Below are 21,013 nucleotides of genomic sequence, written 5' to 3'. Positions count from 1 at the left end.
CTCAGCCGGACGCGAGCAGCTTCAGGAGTCGCGGCACGATCTCCTTGGCTGCCGCGTCTCCCTTGATCCCGCCCTCGATGAATTTCCCGCTGGCGCGACCGCCATCGCCGGGCAGCGCGAACAGCGGGATGTAGGTCGACGCGTAGCCTGCCGCACGCAGCCGCTCGCCGTCGCGATCGGCGTCGAACTCGAGCAGCGTGAGCGCTGGCAGGTCGCCGTCCAGATCGCCGCGGACGGCGGCGCGGTGGAACTGCTGACACGGTTCGCACCAGCCGGCGCCGACATAGACGAGGAGCGCCCGCTGCCCCGCCATCGCCTTCGCGCGCTCCGCGTTCACGACGCCGACGACGTCGCCGGCGGCCGCAGGAACAAAGCGGATTCGAGGCGTCACGTCATTGGTGCGCGTCGCTCCCAGCGTGGGGCGGCGCGGTTCGGGGCTCTTGCCGTCGGGCTCCTTCAGTCGGTTCTCGGTGCAGCCCGCCAGCGACAGGAGGGCGACCGCTAGGAAGGTGAACGCTCGCCCGGCGGAAGGAAGGCTGGATCGGCCCCAGGAAGCCTTCGACTTGCAGCTATACTCGCCCGGCCTTTGCTCGCTCTCCACGCCGACCATGTCCCGCAAACGTTACCTCATCATCGGAGACGGCGCTGCCGGTACCGCCGCGGCGCAGCGGCTGCGTGAGCTCGACGGGCAGGCGTACATCACGATCCTCTCCGACGATCCGCAGCCGGCCTACTTCCGTGCGGCGCTCACCAACTACCTCCTCGGTGAGCTGCGCGAAGAGCAAATCTTCGCGGTGCCGCCTAGCTTCTACGCGGAGCACCACGTTCACCGGGTCCTGACCCGCGTCCTCGCCGTTGACGCAGCGCGCGCCCAGGTCTGGCTCAGCCAGGGCGGACAGCCGCTCGCCTACGACGCGCTCCTCGTGGCATCGGGCGCTCGCGCCAACGCGCCATCGTTCGAGGGCGCAGCGCTCCCGGGCGTGATGACCATGAGAACCTTGCAGGATGCACGGGTCGTCGTCGACCTTTGTCGCGTCGGGCTCTCGCAGGCCGTTGTCCTTGGCGGTGGCCCTTTGGCCCTCGAGTGGGCCCACGGCATGGCCACGCGGTCCGCGAAGGTCACCATGGTGGTCCGTGAGACTCGCTTTCTGCCCGGCGTCCTCGACGCCGTGGCGTCCGATCTCCTGCTCGCGCGGCTTCGGCAACGCGGCGTCGACGTCCGCATGGGAGAGACGATCGCGGCCGCCGTGCCGGGGCCGTCGGGGCGCGTCGGCGCCGTCCGCTTGACCTCCGGCGTGATGGTGCCGGCGCAGCTCGTGGCGGCCGCCATCGGCGTCGCGTGCAACACGGAGTTCTTGCAGAACTCAGGCGTGACGCTGTCGCCACAGCGTGCCGTCGTCACCGACGACCGGCTCCGCGCGGGGGCCCCGGGCCTTTTCGCCGCGGGCGATGTGGCCGCGCCCGGCGGAAAGGTCCTGCAACTCTGGGAGCCGGCGCGCGTGCAGGGGCGGGTAGCGGCGCGCAACATGGTCGGCGGCGGCGAGGAGGCGTACACGCCCGGGGCCCACTACATGGCGACGCGCCTCTACGATCTCGATTGCGCCGCCGTCGGTGAATCGGCTGGCGGCGCGGCGGGCACCGAAGACGTGGTCGACTTTCCGCAGCGGACTGGTCGTATCTCGTACCGCAAGCTCGTCTTCCGCGGCGGGCGCCTCGTCGGGGCGCTCCTCTTCGGCGAGCGCGAAGAGCGCGTGCGCCAGCGGGGGCGCGCCTTCAAGACGCTCATCGATCAGGGCGCCGACGTTCGAGCCATTCAGAAGGAATTGCTCGACCCGACCTTCGATCTCGCGGGGTACCTTCGCCAGAACCGGCTCATCGAGAAGCCGCCGGTTTCGCTGGCGGGGGCCAACGTGGCGGCCGGGGCGAAGGTCAAGGGAACACAGTTCGTGGCCATCATGCCCGACAGCCGTGGCGCTCCGCCGCCACCGAAGAAGGCGGCGACCATGGCGGTGGCGGCGATGGGCGCGCCACCCGATCTCGCCGGCGTGATTCTGTTGGCGGGCGCGACGCAGTTTCCGCTGCGAGGTCCGAGCGCCGTGATCGGCCGCGATCCGAGCGCCGCGCAGGTTGTCTTGGCCGATGGCATGGTGTCGGCGACGCACGCGCAGGTTGCGCGTCACGACGGCGGCGTGTACGTGCGCGACCTCGGCTCTTCCAACGGGACATGGGTCAACGGCGCGCCGGTGACGGTGCCGCTGCGCCTGTCGGGCGGCGACCGCGTGCGCGTCGGCGGCGTCGAGCTCCTCGTCAGCATCGACGGTCAATCCACGCGCGCCGACGCCCATGCGCCGACTGGCGGACCGGCCGATGCGCGGCCGCACCTCGAGGTCCGCTCGGGCAATGCGCTCGGCCTCGCCTTCGCGCTCACGGCGCCCGTCGTCCGCATCGGGCGCGATCCGTCGTGCGCCGTCCGCCTCGATGATCCATCGGTGTCGCCGGTTCACGCCGAGCTGCGGGAGCAAGGCGGCGCATTTCACCTCGCCGACGCGCAGAGCGTCTATGGCACAAGCTGCGGTGGCCAGCGGCTGATGCCAGGCCATTGGGCGACCTTGAAAGAGGGCGACGCGATCACCATCGGGCAGGTGGCGCTCGTCTTCACCGCGCGGCCCACGCGACTTCGCGCCTGGGAAGAGATGTCGATGGTGTCGCCTGGCGCAGGGGGGGCCTGATGGACGCCCGGAACACCGTTGCGCAGAGCGCGACGCGCGATGTGATGGCGTGCATCGGCTGCAACGACTGCCTGATCGCGTGCCCGTTGCCTCAGGCGTCGCTCGTCACCATCGCCGAGCTCAATCACGCCGTTGAGCAAACCGTCGTGACCAATCCGGCGGTCGTCGACTTCGTCACCGCGTGCACCCAGTGCCGGCAGTGCGTACCGGCGTGCCCCGCCGATCTGAGCCGCGCCGACATGGTGCTGTTCAACAAGATGAAGGTCGAGGACACGGTCCCCAACTACACGCTGCTCCTGCAGGTGGGCCAGCAGGTGTCGCCATCGCCGTGGGCCCTCGATGATCTCACGGCGAGAATGGCCCACGTGGCGCTGTTCGCTGGTGTTCCAGCCACCGACGTCCGCGCTCTCTTGCAGAAGGTCACGTTGCGCCAGCTCGCCGCCGGCGAGCTCCTCGTCCGCGAGGGCGAGTTCTTTGATCGGATGTGCGTCATCCTGTCGGGCGGCCTCGAGCAATGGGCCGAGGGGCACGGCGGCGTTCGCGTTCACGTCCTGGATCTCGGCCCCGGTTCGTTCTTCGGCGAGCTCGCCGTCATCGCCGATCAGCCGGAGCCCTACGCGGTCGTGGCCCGTGAGCTGTCGGTGGTGCTGGAGATTCCCAAGACCGCGCTCCAACGGCTGATGGACACGTCGCCGTCGTTCAAGACGACGATGGACGAGCTGTACCGTCGCCGCGCGCTCTTCACCTACGCTCGCCGCCCCGACGTCTTGGGCGGCTTCCCTGAGCAAGCGGTCGAGGAGATCTTCTCGCGAGCGCAGCTTCGGATGCTCCGCGCCGGCGAGGTCGTCCTCAAGGAGGACGCACCACCGGGCGACGTTTACCTCGTGCGTACCGGCTTTCTCAAGGTGAGTCGCCGCGTCGATGCGGAGCGCGAGGCCGTGCTCGTCTACTTCCGCGAGGGCGACCTCTTCGGCCTCCTCCCGTTGCTCCACGGTGAGCGGGGGCACGCGTATACGGTCCTCGCTACGACGCGCGCGGAGGTCGTCGTCATTCCCGGGAGCCACTTCTTCGCCGTCATGAGCCGCTACCCCAACGCTCGCGCGGCGCTTGAGGCGGGGCAGGGGCTCGAGGTCGAGCGCGTCGCTCGGAGCGCGCTCTTCTCGCCCCCATCCCCGGCGCTCGGGCCCAAAGACGCGACGCGGGCCGTCATGTCGATGGACGTCCTCGTGGAGAAGGGGCTCGCCACCGGCAGCGAGGTCCTCGTCGTGGACACGAACGTCTGCGTGAACTGTCAGAACTGCGTCGACGCGTGTGCGCGCCGGCACAAGTATGGCCGCCTCCAGCTGCGCGGCCTTCAGGTGGACCACTTCCTCTTCCCCACGGCGTGCCGCCACTGCGAAAGACCCGGTGTGCCTCCTGTGCAGCGTCAACGGCATCGTTCGCTTGCCGAGCGGCGAGATCACCATCGTGGAGGACAACTGCATCGGCTGCGGTGCGTGCGCCGAGCGATGCCCCTACGGCAACATCAACATGCACCCCGTCGAGCCGCCGAAGCTTACCTTCACGGTGAAGCTGATGGACTTCTTGCGCGGCGGCCGCGAGCGGGAGCGAGCCCTCGAGTCGCTCAACCCGAACGTCCCCGCAAGGCCGTGAAGTGTGATCTGTGCGCCGGCTATGACGACTACGCGTGCGTGAGCGCCTGCCCCGTGGGCGCCGCCTTCCGCATCGACCCGCGCTCGATCTTGCCGGCCGACGCCGCGCAGCTCGGCCTCGCCATGAAGAAGGAAGGTCGATGAAGAAGGCGGAGCTTCTTCGCACCACGAAGCTCGCCGAGCGGCAGGGGCCGTGGCTGCTCCTTTCCATCATCTCGTGCGGGATCTTCGGGGGCTGGGCCCTGGCCTCGTCGGCCGGTGCGCTGGCCAATGTCGACGCCCACTGGTTTGCCGCGATCCTTCGCGGGTACACGGCGCCGGGCATTGCCCTCGGCGTCGTGAGCGTCTTGTCGATGCTCGTGACCGGCTGGTACTCGGTCCGCAAGCGTCGTCGGCCCGTCGGCTCGCAGGCCACGATGATGACCTGGCTCTGGGTCCACGTGTATGGCGGGCTCGTGGCCTTCGTGCTCGCGACCTTGCACGCGGGCCCGGGCATCGTGAGCTTCGAGTTCTCGAGCGGCAAGGTCCTTTGGTTCCTCCTCCTCGCGGTCGTCATGACGGGCGTCGTGTGGCGTCTCGTCTACGCGTGGGTGCCGCCGGTGGCAGGCCCTCAGGTCGTCAACTACTCCAAGGCCGGCAGCGCGCGTCGCGCCGCCGAGCAGGAGACGGAGATCGAGAAGCTCGCGGCCGGCAAGTCGCGCGAGCTGCACGAGGCGAAGGCCCTGTTGCTCGCGGCCGCTCGGGAGGGAGCCGAGCTCGCCGCCATCGCCGCCCGTGTGCCGACCGCCGAGCAAGGCGCGTTTGGCGAGATGGCGCGCATCGCCTTGAGCCGTCACCGCGCCCTTCGCCGCGTGAAGCTCCAAGACAAGTACACCAAGCGCCTTCAGGGCTTGCGGGTCCTTCACGTGCCCCTCACGCTCTTTTTCGGCGGGCTCCTGGTGGTTCACGTCTTGGGCGCGTTCGATGTCTTGCCCAAGACCCTCTCGCCCGAGACGACGAAGGACGGTCCCTTTGCCGCCTTCGCGCCCTCGGAGTCGTGCAAAGGGTGCCACGGGGCGATCTACGCTCAGTGGGCCGACTCGATGCACGCCCATGCGCTCCGGAGCCCGCTCACGATCGCGCAGAACAACCTCGACGTGGCCATCAGTCTGAAGGGAGCGGCCTACCCCGATCCGAAGCGCGTCTGCATTCATTGCCACGCGCCAACGGGGGCCATGGCGACCACGGAGACTACGCTGCCGCTGCCCGGCGGCGCGGCCATGAACGAGGGCATCTCATGCGTGGCGTGCCACGCCCACGCCGAACCGTCGGTGCCTGGCGGCGGAGGTTTTCGGTCGCAGCTTCTCGCGAAGCTGGAGCCCGGGCGAAAGTATTACGGTCCCCTCACGGCGCCCGTCGGCAACGCGAACCATCGGAGCGAGGCGTCGCCGATGTTCCAGAAGCCGGAGCAGATCTGCGCGTCGTGCCACAACGTCCACTTGGATCGCGACGCTGACGGCAAGATCGTCAAGGGGGTCGACCTCGTGCTTCAGACGACCTACGACGAGTTCCGCGAGTATCAAGCGGCCGGCGGCGGCGCGAGCTGTCCCACGTGCCACATGCCCGTTGTCCCGGGGCTCACGCGGGCCGCGGACACGGCTCTCGTTCCCTTCGAGCAAGACAAGGACGCGCCGCCGCGCGTCGTCCACGATCACTCGTTCGTCGGCGTGGACTATCCGCTCGATACGGTCCAAGAGCGCGATCCCCAGGCACCCAAGCGGGCGGCCCTCCTTCGCGGAGCTGCGTCCGTGGCCTTTGAAGCGCCACCGACCGTCGAGGCGGGCAAGCTGAAGTTCCAGATCGCCCTCACGAACCAGACGGGCCACAACCTTCCGACGGGCTTCGCCTTCGCACGGCAGATGTGGCTCGAGGTCGTGGCCACCGGCCCCGCGGGAGAGGTCCTCTTCTCATCGGGCAAGGTGGCAAAGCCATCGAGCGATCTCTGCGACGCGAGCACCCTCGACGACGACCTCAAGAAGCACGTTGTGGGGTGCGACGCCGCCGACCCGCAGCTCGTCAACGTGCAGCTCAAGCTCATCGATCGCATCGCTGTCTTGCCCGACGCCAAGGGCGCGCCGTCGAAGGATGACCGCGGTGAGTTCGTCGTCGTGGGCGGTCGCGATGCCCACGAGACGGTGTTGCAGCATCCCGAGGGTGGCGCCATCGCCCGCAAACGGCCTGCGACCAAAGAGGCCGTCGTTCCGCTGCGCCCGCTCGAGAAGCGAACCTTTGGCTACGCCGTCGCGCTCCCACGCGGCGTCGCGAAGGGGACGGGGACCTTGTCTGTGCGGCTCCTCTTCCGGAACGTGCCGCCCTATTTTGTTCGCGCGCTGGGCGCTCTCCAAGCGCCCGACGAGAAGGTCAAAGTTGGCGCGCTCGTCGACCGGCTCCAGATCGTGGAGATGGCGGCCTTGAAGGGGGCCTTCTGATGAGCGCGGTGCGGACCGAGTCGTTTCTCGTTCGAAGTTACGAGGTGGACGCCATGGGCGAGCTGTCGCCGCCGGCGCTCGTGGGCTACTTGGTGGAGCTCGCCATCTTGCACGCGGAGGAGCTCGGCCTCGGCTTTGGAGCCATGTCGGCGCGCGGCCTCACATGGGTGCTCTCGCGACTCCGCGTGGAGCTCGACGAGCCTGTCCTTCAAGGGGCGACGCTCCGCGTCGAGACGTTTCCTCAAGGCGTCGAGCGGCTCTTTGCCCTTCGCGACTTTCGCCTCCTCGTGGGCGACACCGTCGTAGGCCGGGCCGCGACCCAGTGGATGCTCTTCGACGTCGAGAAGAGGCGGGCCGTTTGGCCTGACGAGACGTTGGCGAAGCTCGTCGCCCTGGACGTCGCGCGAGCTTTCGAGGAGCCGTTCATCAAGCTAGGGCCCCTCGACGCGGCGCAGACGGAGGAGGTCTCAGGTCGCACCATGGACTCTCGCTTCGCGGACATCGACCGGAACCTGCACGTGACGAGCACGAGCTACGTCGGGTGGGCGCTTGAGGCGATCCCGCTTGCGACGTGGCAGAGCTCGCGCCTCGACTGGCTTGAGATCCACTACCTGGCGGAATGCATTCATCCGTGCCGCGTCGTGTCTCGTGCAGCGCCGGCCGCCGACAAGGGCGAGCGCGTCTTTCGTCACGCCATCGCACGAGAGGGCGAGTCCGCGGACGTCGCGCGGCTCGTGACGCGATGGGTGCCGCGGGAGGCCATCGCGTCGGTGGCGCCGCCGGCTCTCGGCGCCGCACTCTGAGGTGGCGCGCTGAAAGGGCGCTGGGGCCCGATCGGCACGCTATACTCCGCGGGCTCGAACGAACGAGCGCGCTCGAGGAAGGTGGAGGATGAACAGACTCATCGTCGCGTCGGTTGCCGTGGTTTTTGCGGCCATGTTGGTTGGCTGCCCGGACAAGGCTGTACCCGACGCGCCCAAGGCTGCCCCATCGGCCGCTCCCGCGAACGCACCCGCTGCGCCCGCCGCGTCTGCCCGCGCGCCTGCGGCACCGGCATCGGCCGCTCCGAAGCCCGCCGCGGGTGGCGGCTGGTAAGAACGCGCGCGGTTCGCCATGTCCCTGAAGCTAGGCGCGGGGCTCCTCGCGCCGCTCTTCTTCTCGTGCAGCGCCCGCCCTACCGCCGTAGAGGTCTCACCGGCTGACGCGGAGAGCCGCCTCAACGAGGCGCGCGTGGTCCGTCTCCGACCCGTCGACCGTGAGCTGCGCGAACGCGCCGCCAACGCTAGAGGGCCCGGGAGCGGCGCCGACCCCTGGGCGATTCAGCCGCTCTTGGGGACCGGTCGAGCGCGGTTCGTCGGCCTCCTGCGCGGTCTGTCGGCGGTCGTCCTCTTGGACGACGAGCTTGCGGAGGTGGCGCGCGCGCCTGCACCGGCGGGAGCGATGGGCCTGGCCGTAAGCGAGGACGCCATCGTCGTTGCCGGCGAGCTGTCGCCCGAGGTGCGCGTCTTCGCCGTCGAGCGAGGTGAACAACTCGCCCTGAAGTCCACGCTGCGTGTGCCCGATGCCGACGGCTTCCGTGCCGTCGCGATTCAGCCCGACGGCACCCTCGGGGCCGTCGACCCGCGCGCCGAGCGGCTTCGGTCGTTGGCGGCGAGCCAATGGCGTCGTGCCGTCGGCACCCAAGACGTCGTCGCTGCGGCAACGCCGATCTGCAGGGGCGCCTTCGAGGTCGTCGCCGCCCCGGGAGCCTTCGCGGTCGCGTGCTCGTCGGGCCACGCCGTCGACGTCGTGCGCACCGGTCGGTCCGACAGCGCGCCCGTGCGAATCAACCTCGATGGCCCCTTCTTTGGCGTCACGGCGGCCGCGCTCTCTCCGTCGGTTCTCACAGTGGCCGCCGGTGCTGTAGAAGACCATCCCCTTGACCGCACGCAAGGGAGCTTCGGGTTCGTTGACTCATTTGTGTATGTTGCACGCGTCGATCTTGCGACGGGGGGGGTGACGCGCCGCCTCTCGATCAACGTTTCGGAGCTCGGCATCGTGACGCCGAAGGTGCTCCACCTCTCGCCGTCGAAGGACGAGCTCCAGGTCGCTGGCTACGGGACGCCCGACATCGTGACGTTGGCGCTGTCGGACGGCCGCCAGCTCTCACGTGAGCCTTCCGCGCCGGGGGCGCGCGCTGTCGCACAGACGGGAGACCGGCGGGTCTTCGCGAACCCGCTCCTTGACGCGTGGGTGTCCGTCAAAGGCGGGCGGACGCGCGTCGTGCCGGTGGCCGGCGCCGACGTCTTGCCTCCGCGGAGCGACGCGCACCGCGTCGGCGAAGCGCTTATCTACACCACGCTGATGGCGCCGTGGAACAAGGCTGAAGGGCGCTTGAGTCGCTTCACCTGCGAGACGTGCCACTTCGAGGGCGGCACCGATGGCCGCGTCCACCACACGGGGCGCGAGAACGTGCACGCGACGACGAAGCCAATCTTGGGCCTCGTGAACAACCGCCCGCACTTCTCGCGGGCGCTCGACGGTGATCTCGCCGAGCTCGCGATGAATGAGTTTCGCGCGGCCAACGCCAAGAGCGAGCACGACCCCTATTTCGCCGTCTCCGGCGCCGACGCGCCGTGGCTCAGCCACCTCGGCGTGGCCGGCGCGCGCTCAGCGGAAGACCTCCGCATCGCCTTCATGACCTACCTCGCCGAGACGCCCTTTCGGCCCAACGGACGAGCCTTGCGTCGCAGCCAGCAGGGTGGCCGCTTCTCCGAGAGTGAGCGCCGCGGGGCGGAGCTCTTCAAGCAGCGTTGCGAAGGATGCCATCAAGCGAAGCTCTCCTCCGACGGAAGCGAGCGCGTGCCCTTCGAGCAGTGGGAGCGCTACGTGCTGTCGGCCGACGGGCCGCTCGTTTGGGCCGACGCGCGCTACGAAAAGACGGGCATCGTCCCTTACGTGCACGAGCGTGGCGCGAGGGTGCCGTCGCTCCGCCGCGTCTACGCCAAGTGGCCCTACTTCACCAACGGGAGCGCGCAGAGCCTTGGCAGCGTTCTTGAGCAAGTCCGCATCGACGAAGCGGGCTTTCGCCACGACGCGCGGCAGGAGGCGGGCGCGAAGGGAACCCTGCGCCCTGATGAGCGCGACGCGCTGCGAGCGTTCCTCGAGCTCCTGTGACGACCTACGCGGGCTTAGGCTCGGGGCGCCAAGGCAAAGCGTCGGTGGGGTAGACGGCGGCACCCATGCAGCGCGGGCCTCCGTGCAAATAGATGCTCGCTGACAAAGGGCGCACAAACTCCCGCTCGACGACGTACGTCCGTCGAAGCAGGTCGGCCAGCCGTGCGGCATCAGGAGTCCCGCCGTTCAAGACGGCCAGCCACACAGCGCGACCCGCTGGGACGTCCTGGACGATGGCGTCGCGTATCGCGACTACAGGGTCGGCAGAGCGGGCAACGCGGCCGACGGCTTTGAGCTCTCCGTTCACGAAAGACAGGAGCGGCGTCACGCGAAGAAGGTCGGCGACCCAGGCGCGCAGGAAGCTCGCGCGGCCTCCCTTGACGATGTAGTCGAGGCTCGGAATGTGAAACATCACCTTGCCGGCGGCGGCGAAGCGATCCGCTAGCGCCACCACTTCGCGCTGCGGCTTACCCGCGCGAGCGGCCTCCGCCGCGAAGAGCACGGTCATGCCGGCGCCGAGGTCTGTGGAGCGTGTGTCGACGACGTCGATGTTCACGTCGGGGTGAAGGGCGGCGAAGGAGCGCGCCGCTGCGACGGCCGCCGTGTACGTGCCGATCAACTGGCGCGAAGTGGTGAGCATCACGATGCCTTTGTCGCGGCCGGCGATCTGACGAAAGTAGTCGCTGCACTCGGCGGCCGAGCTACCAAGGACGAACGGGTGCTCCTTCGCCGTCTTGACCCACGCGTCGACGGTCGCGTGCGGCGCCTTGGTGCGCATGTCGTGGTACACGCCATCGACCACGATCTGCTGCGGCGTAAGGAAGAGGTCGAACTCGCGGACTTCTTCGTCGCTGAGGTTCGACCCGGGGTTGGTGACGAAGCGCACGGGCTGAGCGTATCGCGTCGACGCGACTTCGTCCCGCGCGGCATGCAACCTGCACTGGTGCCCGCGAGCGGCTGGGGACACGGCAATTTCCCCTGGACCCGCACGGCTTCACACGGTTGTCCCCTGACATTGCTGTCGTGGGGACTGTGCAAAGGGGAGAGAGCGCGATGCGGCTTCGGACGACGATCTTCGCTTTGGGACTGACGCTCGCGGGCGTCACGGGATTCAACCTCCACGACGCGCGAGCGTGCGGTGGCTGCTTTCACGCCGCGACCGATACGAGCACGAGCTTCGTGACGGACCACCGCATGGTGCTCTCCGTCTCGACGACGCAATCGGTCCTCTGGGACCAGGTGAAGTATACCGGCGACCCCTCGGAGTTCGCTTGGGTCCTTCCCGTTCGGGAGGGCGCGCAAGTCGAGCTCGCGCAAGACGCGTGGATCGAGACGCTCGATGTCGCCACGCGCCCGTCGGTGAAGGGGCCGGACGTCTCCTGTGGAGGCGGTGGTGGTGGCGGCGGGTGTGGCCTCTCCATGAGCAGTATGGATACGGCCGCCAGTGGCGCGGCGGCCCCGAACGGCGACGGCAACTTCACGAGCGGCGCCGGCGTGGAGGTCGTCAGTCAGAAGGTCATCGGTCCCTACGAATCGGTCGTCATCCGCTCGTCTCGTGGTGACGCCATTCACCTTTGGTTGCGAATCAACGGCTTCGCCGTTCCCGATTCGATCCAGCCCATCCTCGGTCGGTACACGACCGAGGGCTTCGACTTCCTCGCGCTCAAGCTGCGACCGAACGCGGGCACTCGCGCCATGCGACCGGTGCGTGTGGTTTTCCCCGGAGCCTCCGCCACGCTGCCCCTTCGCATGGTCGCCGCCGGCATTGGCGCGAAGGTCGGTCTGACGTTGTTCGTGATCACAGAAGGTCGCTATCGCCCGAAGAACTTCCCCGAGGTCTTCGTCGACCGCGATTCTCTCGCGTGGAACTTCAACGAGAAGCGTTCCAATTACCGCGAACTCGCCGAGGCCGCGCTCGCGCGCGGAGGAGACCGCGGCTGGCTCACGGAGTACGCGGGCAAGCCCTTCGACCGCGCGACGAGACCCACGCTGGGGCCCACGTACCAACCCACGGTCGGAGGCGCGGCGCTCTCTGGGCCGCTCGACGACGTCTACACGGCCGCCTGCCGGCGCGTGCCCGAATCGCCCGCATGCGCGCCGCGTCCCTTCGTGACGGTGAACCCGGTGGATGCCGCGACGCCCGATGATGCGGGCGTAGCGCAAGCCGGCGACGCGAGCGCAGACGCAAGCGACGACGCGGCCGCGAGCCCTGTGGATGGCGGACACGCCGCTGACGCGAGCACCGTCGTCGACGCGAACACCGACGCCCGCGGTGACGCGAACGTCAAAGGCGGCGCGTCCTCCCCCGCGGAGTGTGTGTCCCCTTGCGAGGAGTTCGATGACGCGGAGGTCGCTCTCCTCGGACTCCACCGCTCCGACGTTTGGGTCACGCGCATGCGCGCCGAGCTCTCCGGCGAGGCCTGCGCCGCCGCCGACCTCGAGCTCGAGCCGTCCCCGGAGCAGACGCCGTTGCCTGCTGTGTTGAAGACCGACAAGTTCACCGATCCCAACGTCGACCCGTGCGCGGGGATCGCGGCCAACGACTCGGGGGGAGGTTGCGCGTGTCGGTCGACGAGTCAGTCGACGGGGGCGGTGCCAGCCCTCTTGGGCGTTCTGGGGGTTCTTGGCATTCTGCGGGGGGCGAAGCGCCGCCGACGGTGACCTACTTCTTCGGCTTGTCCGCTTCGGCCGCCGGGTCGGGCTTCATCTCCACCATGACGAGCTTCACCTCGCCGGCGCCGACGTTGTCGATGGCACGGGGCTGCGCGGGAAGGTAACCGCCGAAGCCCGTCGTGAGGTCGACCTCTTGCACACCGTCTTTGCCCTTCGACGGGTCGGTGAACTTTAGTTTGCCGCCGGCAAGGACGTAGACCGCGTGCTCCGGGTGCACGGCGGCGGGGACCTTCGCGCCTTTGGCAAAGGTGGCCTCCAAGACGCGAACCTCGTCGTTCTCGAAGACGCTGCGGAAGCCTTTGCGCGTCGTTGGATCGGCGCCCTTGGGCGCGGCGGCTGCGCCCCGCTGCTTGAGCTCGAACATCGCAAACTTCACCTCGGTGCCGCCAATGTTCTCGGTCGAGTGGGCTTCGGCCTTCAAGTAGACCGCAGCGCCCGCCTTGAGCTCCTGCTCCCGTGTGCCCTTGTCGGGCACCGTGACGTTGAGCTTGCCGCCGCTGATCACGTAGACGACGGAGTTCGGGTGGCCGTGAAGCGGCACCTTCTCGCCTGGCTTGAACGTGACCTCGAAGATTCGGACGGCGCCGTTTTCGAAGACCTTCTTGTGGACCGTCGGGGCGACCTCGAGCGCGTCCTTCGGAGCTTCGTCTTTCGGCTTCTCGGTCTTGGTCGCTTGCGCCTCGAGCTTCGGCGCTTCCGCCGGCTTTGCCAACGGCGGAGCGGCGGCGGGAGGCGGTGCACCGCCACATCCGAACGACGAGGCGACGACGACGAGACCGACGAGGGCGAGCGTGACCTTCTGCATGGCCGCGGACTCTACACCGAATGCGCGTCGCTCGGCACGCCTCCGCCGCTCTAACGCAGGCGACCCGTGAAGCCGCTCCCAAAGAAGCGTGACAGATCGGAGACGGGAATCGGCCTCGGGTGAACGTTGCCGGGGTTGTCGGGCGTGCCGCTGATCCACGGGTTCGTCAGCACGGCGTAGTCGCGACCGTCGGGGTGGCGGATGACGGCGGAGACTTGGTAGGCGTGATTGTCGACGAGGCCCGCGTCGCGGAAAGCTTGCTGCGTCGCCGGGTCGGCGCGGCCGAGGCTCTTCGGATCGAGCGTCGCCAAGACGGCCGCGTCGCCAGCTTGGTAGCGTTGCACCGCGTCCGCCGGCTGGAGAATGTCGGTGGTGGCGCCGAGGCGCTCCATGGCGTCGGCCGGCGAGCCGCCGGGACGACCGGGGTGGTAGAGCTGGGTCGTGGCGTTGTAGACGGCTTGCAGCGCCGGGTCGTCGGTTGTCGCGCCGCCACGCCGAAGCGGTGTGTCGTTGACGTAGACGTTTTGCTGGTTGCCCTCTCGGTTCAACGTGGCCACGTCCCAAACGCCGGGCCGTCGCGTCTCCGTCGCGAGCGACGAGACCGCCTCCGGGTCGCGCGCCGTCAAGGCGTTGATGGCGGCGACGTTGAAGCAGTCGGAGCGGTTCGCTTGGCGAAGCTCGGGAGGGCTCGCGAGGTCTCGATAGTTTTGCGCGATGTCGACTTGGTAGTTGAAGCGATCGAGCTCGGAGAACGTGCTCGGCGCCACCGGGCCCAGCGTCGTAGCGTCCAAGTTCGGCGCTTCGGGCAGAGCCGGTGTCGGCACCATGGTTCGGAGCGCCGCCTCCGGATCGACCGGCGCCGCCGGAGCGGATGGCTCCTGCTGCGCCGCCGCGAGCACGCCGCCTTCGTCGCCATAGCCATAGAGGCCATCTTGGCTCGTATCCCGGGGCGCCTCCGGCGCCGCCGGCTGCTCGTTGGCGGCGGCGAGCACGCCGCCCTCATCGCCGTATCCATAGAGGCCATCCTGGCTCGTGTCCCGCGGCGCCTCCGCCTGCGGCGCCTGCGGCACGTCGAGCACCGGCTCGGGAGTCCGCAGCTCGTCGACGGGCGCGGCGACCGGCTCCGGCGCCTCAGCAGCGGGCGTCTCGTCGTCGCCCCCAGAAACGAACGCGAGCGCGTCAGCGTCGATGGCTTGAAACGGCATGTGCTTTACGGCCTCACTTGGGGCGTTGCGTGACGGTCACAGTCTCCCCGAACTCCCAGCGCAGGTTGTCCAAGAGCACGAGCGAGTCGTAGTTGTCGTCGCCCGTGTCCCAGATCAAAAACTCGAGCGTGAGCTCCTCGTTCGGCTTCACCGCCGCTTGCGACGTGAGCCAACCGGTCGCGCCGCCACCGGTGCTCGGCTTGTTGCCGCAGTAGAGCTGGCGTTGAGCGAAGCCGGTGCCCAAGAGCTCCGTCTCGCCGCCGGCGCAGGCCGAGGTGCGAATCACCGGCGGGTCGCCGTTGCAGCCGGTCATGGTGCCCGGCGTGCAGCGATCGAAGAACCCGTTGTTGACGCTCACGGGGTTCTTCTGCGCGTCGAAGGAGATGTTCGTGGCGACGCTGCCGCTCGCCGACGAGGTGAGCATCGCGACGAAGGCGTCGTTGTAGCGGCTGCAGACCCACTGAGGCCATTCGCCGGACATGAAGTTGAAGTCGAAGGCGACGCCGCGTGCGTTGGCGGGAGCCTTGATGCGCAACTTCAGGGAAACGACGTCGTTGACGGCCGTGTCGATCTGGCAGCCGGCGGCGGGCTTCGGGTAACCGGGCGGCGCCTTTCCGGGGCCCGCCATCGTGGCGCCTTCCTGAAACGCGCCGGTGGCCGAGCCGTTGAACTCGCGGGCGAAGCCCGAGCTGAGGACACCGAGCGCGCCGCCTTGCCGCGGCTTCAGCGTCGACCCGAACTTCGAGAGGATGCCGTGTTGTTGCGGATTGGGCGGGAGCGAGCTCCCGTAGCTTCCCGTGTACTCTGCAGCGATAAGGCCCCAGCGTTGCGCGTCCGCCATTTGGCACACGCCGAGCGCCTGGGCGAAGTGCGCCGCCGTGCCTTCGACCGGCAGGCTCGCGTCGCAGGCCGGCGCGTTGTCGACCTTGCCATCGGCGTCGTCGTCGCATTGGTTTCCGGGGATCTCGAAGTTGCCTGGGGAGGGTGTGCACGCTCCGGGGCCGATGGCTCCGCCGTCGACGAAGAGCGCGCCAGCAGCGGTGCCGGGGCCCACGGGGCCGTCCTGTCCGGGAGCGGGGCCGCTGCAGGCGCAAAGGGCGGCTGCTGCGAGGATGCGACCGACGATGGGGAGGGGGCGCTCGAGGGCTCGCATTGGCTCGGGGATGTGCACGCGCCCTGCCAAGCGCGTGGGCACGATTCGCGGGACTTTGTGGCCGTTGTGGGGCGCCGAGAGCGTCTCCCCCCTGTGACGCGCTGGATCGGGCCGCGGCGCCTCGGCCCGTTGAATCTGGAGTCCGAGGTGCGCATCCTGGGCGCCCTCCTCGGATTCTTGCAGCGCCAACGATTGGGACGCGATTTGAAGCGGACTATACCGGGCCCTTCGACCTACGCCGCACTGCGTCGTGCTACTTCGTGGCCTCGGTGGTTCTGGAAAACACAAGAGGACCTGCGGCGCGACCGGAGCCGCCGCCCTCGCAGCCCGCGCCCCGAGATCTCGTTGGCGTTTGCCTTGGCGGACGCTACCGGCTGCGTCGGCGCATTGGCGAGGGCGGCATGGGCGCCGTCTACGAAGCGTTCCAGGAAGACCTAAGGCGCCTCGTCGCCGTGAAGGTCATCGCCCAACCCATCACCGACGAAGCGCTGCGGCGCTTTCGTCTCGAGGCGCGCGCCGCCGCCGCGCTCCAGCATCCGCACATCGTGCAGGTCTACGACTTCCATATCGGCGACGGCGAGCTGCCCTACATGGTCATGGAGCTCTTGCCGGGGCGACCCTTACGCGAGCTGATGCGCGAGGCCCCGCTCTCGCCGGAGCGCGTCGCGCGCATCGGAAGTCAGATCCTCGACGCCCTCGCGGCGGCGCATCGCGCCGGGGTGATTCACCGCGACCTGAAGCCGGGCAACATCATGGTGCAGAAGAGCGGCAACGGCGATGACCACGCGAAGCTCGTCGACTTCGGCGCTGCCAAGGTGCTCTTCGGGAGCCAGGCCGCCATCACGTCGACGGGCTCGCTCATCGGCACGCTCTCGTACATGTCGCCGGAGCAAGCGCTCGTGCTCGACCTCGACGGGCGCGCCGACGTCTACGCCATCGCGCTGTGTATGTATGCTGCATGTGTTGGAAAGAATCCGTTTGTCAGCGAATCGCCTGACGTCACGCTGAAGGCCATCGTCGCAGGTCGATGTGCGCCGCTCACGAAGGCCTGCCCCAACATCGACCCAGAGTTCGCCGCCATCGTTCACCGCGGCATGGCCCGTGATCGTTCGGCGCGCTACGCGACGGCGCAAGAGATGTCGGCGGCCCTCGACACGTGGCTTGACGGAGGTCCGTCGGGGGCCTCGCTGAGGCCCTACGAGGTGGGCGATGCGCCTTCCGGCCTCCGTCGGCCAAGGACGCTCGGCGCCCTCGTCGTCGGCGGGGCCCTCATCGGTGCGGTCGGCGCCGCCTGGCTCACGCGAGGACCCGAGCGAGCGCCCCAACCCGCGGCTGCGTCGCCGCCGGGGCGCGTCGCGCGAAGCGCACCTGCGTCGCCTCCGTCGGACCCCGCGCCTTCGGCACCGGAGTCAGGCGACGCCGGGATCGCGCCGCCCTGACTTGCGCGCCATCGGCCGTTGGACCATGACCGCGTCATGTGGCGTGTGCGCGGTTGGTCTTCGGACGAAGGGAAGGGGGAGCTCGTGGGCGAGCTTGGCGTGCTGCCGCTCTCGCGGGCCCAAGCGCTCGTCGAGGACTTTTTCCCTGACGAAGAGGTCGAGGCCGTTCTTGAGGAGGAAAGCGGAGTCCTTGTGGCGCGGGATGTCGCTCCCGTTGCGTGGCGCGAAAACGCGTTGACGCTGCCTGACGCAGACGAGCGCTTCCGCGCGTCGATGAGCGAGCTGTCGAGCGTGCTTGGGCCGCACGCCCGCGTTCAGTTGGCGGGAGCCGTCGAAGACGTCTTGTCGCTCGAGGTCCACGACGTCGACTGGCCGCCGCCGGTCACTCCGCCCTTGGCGCGCGTGCGCTTCGACGGTGCGCAATACTTCAAGATGCCGACTTACTCGGAAGAGTTCGTCGTCGCGCGCGCCTTTCCGTTTCGAGCGTGGGCGTCGCTCCGAGGCACCGTCCTGCGGAGTTGGTCTCTCTCCCGTGAGCTCGCGAGCTCCGATGCCGTGCTCTTTCGCTTCGAGCCCGCGCGCTTCGGCGCCTCCGCGGGATATGTGGTGGCCACGGGCGTCGAGGTGAGCGTTCCGAAGCCGCGGTAGGCAAGGCGGCCCGCGCGCTGCGCGATCATGCGACCTTTCTCTCGCAATCGTCAGAACGCCCTTAAGATTCCCGGCGAGCGGCCGATCTCTCGTACAAGCCCATGAGCACGTACGCTTCGTCGGTTCTGGTCGCGTTCACGCTCTTTTTCGCCGCCGGCTGCGGTAGCAGTCTGGGGCCCACCACGGCGCCTCCGCAGCTCACCTCCGCGGTGGCCCCGCCGCCGGTCGCTCGCGGCGAGCGTGTGCCCGTTCGCGCCGTCACGCGTGGGCCTACGAAGGACGAGGCGGCGGAGCTGGCGCGCCTCGTGCCGAGGCACGTCGCGCGGTGTTTTGAGCCGTGGCTCGCGACCGGTCCAGTGCTGGCAGAGCGAGTGGCCTTCGATCTCGCCTTCGCCCAGTCGGGTAAAGTCGAGGGCGTGGTGCTCGCGAGCGCCCCGTTGCCCGAGAAGCCCTTGGCGTGTTTGCGGGCAGGGCTTTCGACGCTCTCGTTTTCGACGCCGCGCCAGGGGCGCGTCGTGGTTCGCCTTCCCATCGAGTTGGTGCCGCCGCCAAAGGCACCACCGGAGCCGGTCTACGCAGCAGCGAAACCGCGACGCTCGCGGAGGTGAAGGGCGCGAGGCTGGTCGCCGCTTCGGGCCCAACCAAAGCTGTGGTAGGCGCTACCCGGCCACCTTGAGCGGCGCCCTCGCTGATCGCGCCTCTCCCTCGCTGGCACGCGGCCTGCTCTGTTCGGTGCATGCGAACGCTGCTCCCGTTCCGCGGCCGCGAGTCGAAGCACGAACGATCGCGCCACCTTGGGCCACGGTGCGCGATGGCCCATGTCGGAGTGAGCGAGGGCCATCGCCCCGTGGGCGGACGTGGCGCGAGGTGGGGTGCGTACGGTCCGACGGCCCGCAATGCTGCCCGTGAGGTCGACCACAAAGGTCTGGATGAAAGAACTATGGTTGACGTCCGCTGGCGGCGTTTCGGTCCGCTTCTTCTTGAGGAAGAACAACGCGGTCCTCGTGGTCCCTGAGGTTGTCCGCCTGGAGGTCGAAGGCCACTTGCGCAAGAGCCTTGAAAGCTGACGGGATGACAAGCCGAGGCAAGTCATCGGCAACTTCTAAGCGTGTTCGGGGACGCTGCCAAGTCGGCGACGCTTCCCACGAAGAAAGAGATTGGACGGGAGACAGGCGTGCGCAGGCACGATCCGGGCCAGGTGGTGGGCGACCGTCGTCACGGTGGAGGATGGCCTGGCGGCCTGCACCCTCAACGCGAGCGTCGACGCGCCTGCGCTTCAGCGTTTCAAGACGATTGAAGGCCGCCCGCCGCTGCACCGAAGGACCAGCCTCGAGTTCCGCGGACCGGTTCTTGTGGGCGGAGTGGCTGCCAACTGCCGACCGCGATGAGGTTGTTCCCGTCACCTCGCACACGGCGTTCTACAGGGATCGCCGCAGGCTGGCAACGGGGGTTGCCCCGGTCCTGGTTGAAGAGACAACCGCGACGGTCGCATAGACTCCCCCGCCCGTCTGCCCTCTTGGGGACCGTCAAGACTCGTGCTGGGCGAGATCCGAGCACGGTGAGCGCGCCAACACGACAAGCTCGTGGAGGCGATCCCGCGAGGCGAGGGCAACGGCCGGCGACGACGAGCGTTTGCGCCAGCGCGGGTACGTCCTAGGTGACGTCGAGCGCAGCGACAGCGATGTCTTTCTGACAGAGAGCCCGGACGAAATCTTCGTGAGCTTCAGCGTAACCTTTCGGCTCGTTGGTGAGGGTCTCCCGGCCGCCCAGCTTCGTGTTGCTGGCGATGGCCAACCATGGCCACAAAGGGACGCTGGAGCGCTCCGGCAAGGTCCGGCGGGGACCGGCGCAGGTGCATTAGCGGGTCTCTTGGCGCGACGAGGACAAGAGGTTCCGGGGCTCGTCCCGCGACGCCTTCCTCTATGCGGACATCGTTGGACGCTTCCGAGGCGAGCCACAGCATTCGCGAGCGCCCAAGTGGCTGACACTGCTTCCCGGGTAGCGCGCTCGGCGCGATTCGAACGCGCGACCTACGGTTTAGGAAACCGTTGCTCTATCCAGCTGAGCTACGAGCGCGGAGCGGAGCGACCGCATTTCGGCCGCCGCGCCGAAGGTTCTGCATAGCACAAGTTGCCCGCCTTGCCGGCGGCGACGTCAAGCGGCGCTACCGCTAGGAGCCCATCCAGGCTAAAACGGTGCCCCCATGTCGACCGAGCCGCCCCCGTCCCCAGACGCGCGTCTATGCGCCTTGATTCGTCGGGAGCTCGGCGCCGGCGACGTCCGCGTGGTCGCCGCCGCTGACGCCCCGGCCGAGTCGCAGAACACGATGCAAGCCAAGCTCGGCGATGGCCGTGTCGTAGTGGCCACGTTCTTCGACACGCCGGAAGAGCGCGACGTGCTCGTCCGGCGACTCGACATGCTCGCGTCGACCTTTTCGCTCGGCCTTTCGGAGCCGCCGCACAAGGAGCGGGGCCCGGTGGCCAAGGCGCTCCACGAGGAGCTTCGCGCCCTCGCGACGCGCGCGCAGGCCTGCGACGCGTTGGTCCTGGACGGTCAATCGCCCGTCGTATGGAGCTCCGCCACGGGAACCGCCGAAGAGCTCGACGAAGCCCTTCGCCTCATCGAACTCTGCCGCCTCGACTTCATCCGCGACGCGCGGCCCGAGGCTGATGCCGCCAACAGCGACGCGCCGCAAGCCGCCGAGGGCTCGTCGCCCGAGCTTCCGGCGCCGCTCGAGTCGTCGCTCGTCCTTCGCGACGTCGACGGCACACCAGAGGCGTCGCTCCGCGCCATGCAAGACGTGCGGAACCTCCCCGAGATGGCGGGCCTCCGTCGCGGAAAGGCGCTTCATCACATCCACCGCGGCCGCGACTTCGGCTACGTCGCGAAGTCCTTCGCGGGGATCTACTTGCTCGTGCTCGTCTTCGACGAAGCCTTCGACGAGCTTCGCGCAGAGCGCGCCCTGTCCGACGCGATGCCGCGCATCGAGCGCCTCGTGCTCGCGTTGCCGCCCCGTGATCCGAGCCCCTTGGGGCCCGAAGGTCAGGGCAACGTCGTCGCCTTTCGCCGCCGCCGCTGACGACTC

Annotated in this window: 17 protein-coding genes and 1 tRNA gene; 12 read left to right on the top strand and 6 right to left on the bottom strand. The window is 68.8% G+C overall.

The window, feature by feature from the left end:
• Position 1: 1 nt before the first annotated feature.
• Positions 2–610, bottom strand: a complete 609-nt coding sequence (locus IPG50_25695; GenBank protein MBK6695576.1) for a thioredoxin — start codon at positions 608–610, stop codon at positions 2–4.
• Here IPG50_25695 and IPG50_25690 point away from each other — a divergent pair.
• The 6 genes from IPG50_25690 (at position 609) to IPG50_25665 (ending at position 10,005) form a co-directional block, all read left to right on the top strand.
• Positions 609–2,729 (top strand): FAD-dependent oxidoreductase, encoded by a 2,121-nt coding sequence (locus IPG50_25690; protein ID MBK6695575.1) that lies wholly within the window; start codon positions 609–611, stop codon positions 2,727–2,729. The two genes, IPG50_25695 and IPG50_25690, sit on opposite strands and share 2 nt — an antisense overlap.
• Complete coding sequence (locus IPG50_25685; GenBank protein MBK6695574.1) at positions 2,729–4,525, top strand: cyclic nucleotide-binding domain-containing protein; 1,797 nt, start codon at positions 2,729–2,731, stop codon at positions 4,523–4,525. The genes IPG50_25690 and IPG50_25685 overlap by 1 nt, the downstream gene beginning before the upstream one ends.
• A complete protein-coding gene (locus IPG50_25680; protein ID MBK6695573.1) occupies positions 4,522–6,849 on the top strand; it encodes a hypothetical protein in 2,328 nt (775 codons plus the stop codon). The genes IPG50_25685 and IPG50_25680 overlap by 4 nt, the downstream gene beginning before the upstream one ends.
• Positions 6,849–7,652 (top strand): acyl-ACP thioesterase, encoded by an 804-nt coding sequence (locus IPG50_25675; protein ID MBK6695572.1) that lies wholly within the window; start codon positions 6,849–6,851, stop codon positions 7,650–7,652. Before IPG50_25680 ends, IPG50_25675 begins: the two co-directional genes overlap by 1 nt.
• A gap of 88 nt (positions 7,653–7,740) precedes the next feature.
• The gene (locus IPG50_25670) at positions 7,741–7,944 is read left to right on the top strand and encodes a hypothetical protein (GenBank protein ID MBK6695571.1); all 204 of its coding nucleotides are present in this window, start codon (positions 7,741–7,743) and stop codon (positions 7,942–7,944) included.
• 18 nt (positions 7,945–7,962) lie between these two features.
• Entirely contained in the window at positions 7,963–10,005 is a 2,043-nt protein-coding gene (locus tag IPG50_25665) for a c-type cytochrome (GenBank protein ID MBK6695570.1), read from the top strand.
• 4 nt (positions 10,006–10,009) lie between these two features.
• Here the strand turns inward: IPG50_25665 and IPG50_25660 are convergent, their stop codons facing one another.
• Positions 10,010–10,891 (bottom strand): DegV family EDD domain-containing protein, encoded by an 882-nt coding sequence (locus tag IPG50_25660; GenBank protein MBK6695569.1) that lies wholly within the window; start codon positions 10,889–10,891, stop codon positions 10,010–10,012.
• A 167-nt stretch (positions 10,892–11,058) separates the two neighbouring features.
• Between IPG50_25660 and IPG50_25655 the strand changes: the two genes are divergently transcribed.
• Positions 11,059–12,666: a DUF2330 domain-containing protein gene (locus IPG50_25655; protein ID MBK6695568.1), complete on the top strand. Its 1,608-nt coding sequence runs from the start codon at positions 11,059–11,061 to the stop codon at positions 12,664–12,666.
• Position 12,667: 1 nt separating this feature from the next.
• Here IPG50_25655 and IPG50_25650 read toward each other — a convergent pair whose 3' ends face one another.
• From IPG50_25650 to IPG50_25640, 3 genes are read right to left on the bottom strand one after another with little or no spacing between them, the layout of a single operon-like run.
• Positions 12,668–13,483 carry a cupin domain-containing protein gene (locus IPG50_25650; GenBank protein MBK6695567.1) on the bottom strand — a complete coding sequence of 272 codons (816 nt, stop codon included), beginning with the start codon at positions 13,481–13,483 and terminating at the stop codon, positions 12,668–12,670.
• A gap of 50 nt (positions 13,484–13,533) precedes the next feature.
• On the bottom strand, positions 13,534–14,688 hold the full coding sequence (locus IPG50_25645) for a hypothetical protein (protein ID MBK6695566.1): 1,155 nt from the start codon (positions 14,686–14,688) through the stop codon (positions 13,534–13,536).
• A 13-nt stretch (positions 14,689–14,701) separates the two neighbouring features.
• Entirely contained in the window at positions 14,702–16,030 is a 1,329-nt protein-coding gene (locus tag IPG50_25640) for a choice-of-anchor L domain-containing protein (GenBank protein ID MBK6695565.1), read from the bottom strand.
• Positions 16,031–16,110: 80 nt separating this feature from the next.
• Here IPG50_25640 and IPG50_25635 point away from each other — a divergent pair, with 80 nt between their 5' ends.
• The 4 genes from IPG50_25635 to IPG50_25620 all read left to right on the top strand — a co-directional run bounded on the left by IPG50_25635 (position 16,111) and on the right by IPG50_25620 (position 18,995).
• Positions 16,111–17,280 carry a serine/threonine protein kinase gene (locus IPG50_25635; GenBank protein MBK6695564.1) on the top strand — a complete coding sequence of 390 codons (1,170 nt, stop codon included), beginning with the start codon at positions 16,111–16,113 and terminating at the stop codon, positions 17,278–17,280.
• A 36-nt stretch (positions 17,281–17,316) separates the two neighbouring features.
• Positions 17,317–17,928, top strand: a complete 612-nt coding sequence (locus IPG50_25630) for a hypothetical protein (protein ID MBK6695563.1) — start codon at positions 17,317–17,319, stop codon at positions 17,926–17,928.
• A 101-nt stretch (positions 17,929–18,029) separates the two neighbouring features.
• Positions 18,030–18,536, top strand: a complete 507-nt coding sequence (locus IPG50_25625; protein ID MBK6695562.1) for a hypothetical protein — start codon at positions 18,030–18,032, stop codon at positions 18,534–18,536.
• Positions 18,537–18,857: 321 nt separating this feature from the next.
• Complete coding sequence (locus IPG50_25620; protein MBK6695561.1) at positions 18,858–18,995, top strand: hypothetical protein; 138 nt, start codon at positions 18,858–18,860, stop codon at positions 18,993–18,995.
• 935 nt (positions 18,996–19,930) lie between these two features.
• Here the strand turns inward: IPG50_25620 and IPG50_25615 are convergent.
• A tRNA-Arg gene (locus tag IPG50_25615) sits at positions 19,931–20,004 on the bottom strand.
• Positions 20,005–20,131: 127 nt separating this feature from the next.
• Between IPG50_25615 and IPG50_25610 the strand changes: the two genes are divergently transcribed.
• Positions 20,132–21,007, top strand: a complete 876-nt coding sequence (locus IPG50_25610; GenBank protein ID MBK6695560.1) for a hypothetical protein — start codon at positions 20,132–20,134, stop codon at positions 21,005–21,007.
• The last annotated feature ends 6 nt before the right edge of the window (positions 21,008–21,013 follow it).

The organism is Myxococcales bacterium (assembly GCA_016703425.1).
In the GTDB taxonomy this organism is placed as follows: domain Bacteria; phylum Myxococcota_A; class Polyangia; order Polyangiales; family Polyangiaceae; genus JADJCA01.
Note: the sequence above shows the minus strand (reverse complement) of the source record. Positions and strands in the feature narration are given on the sequence as shown.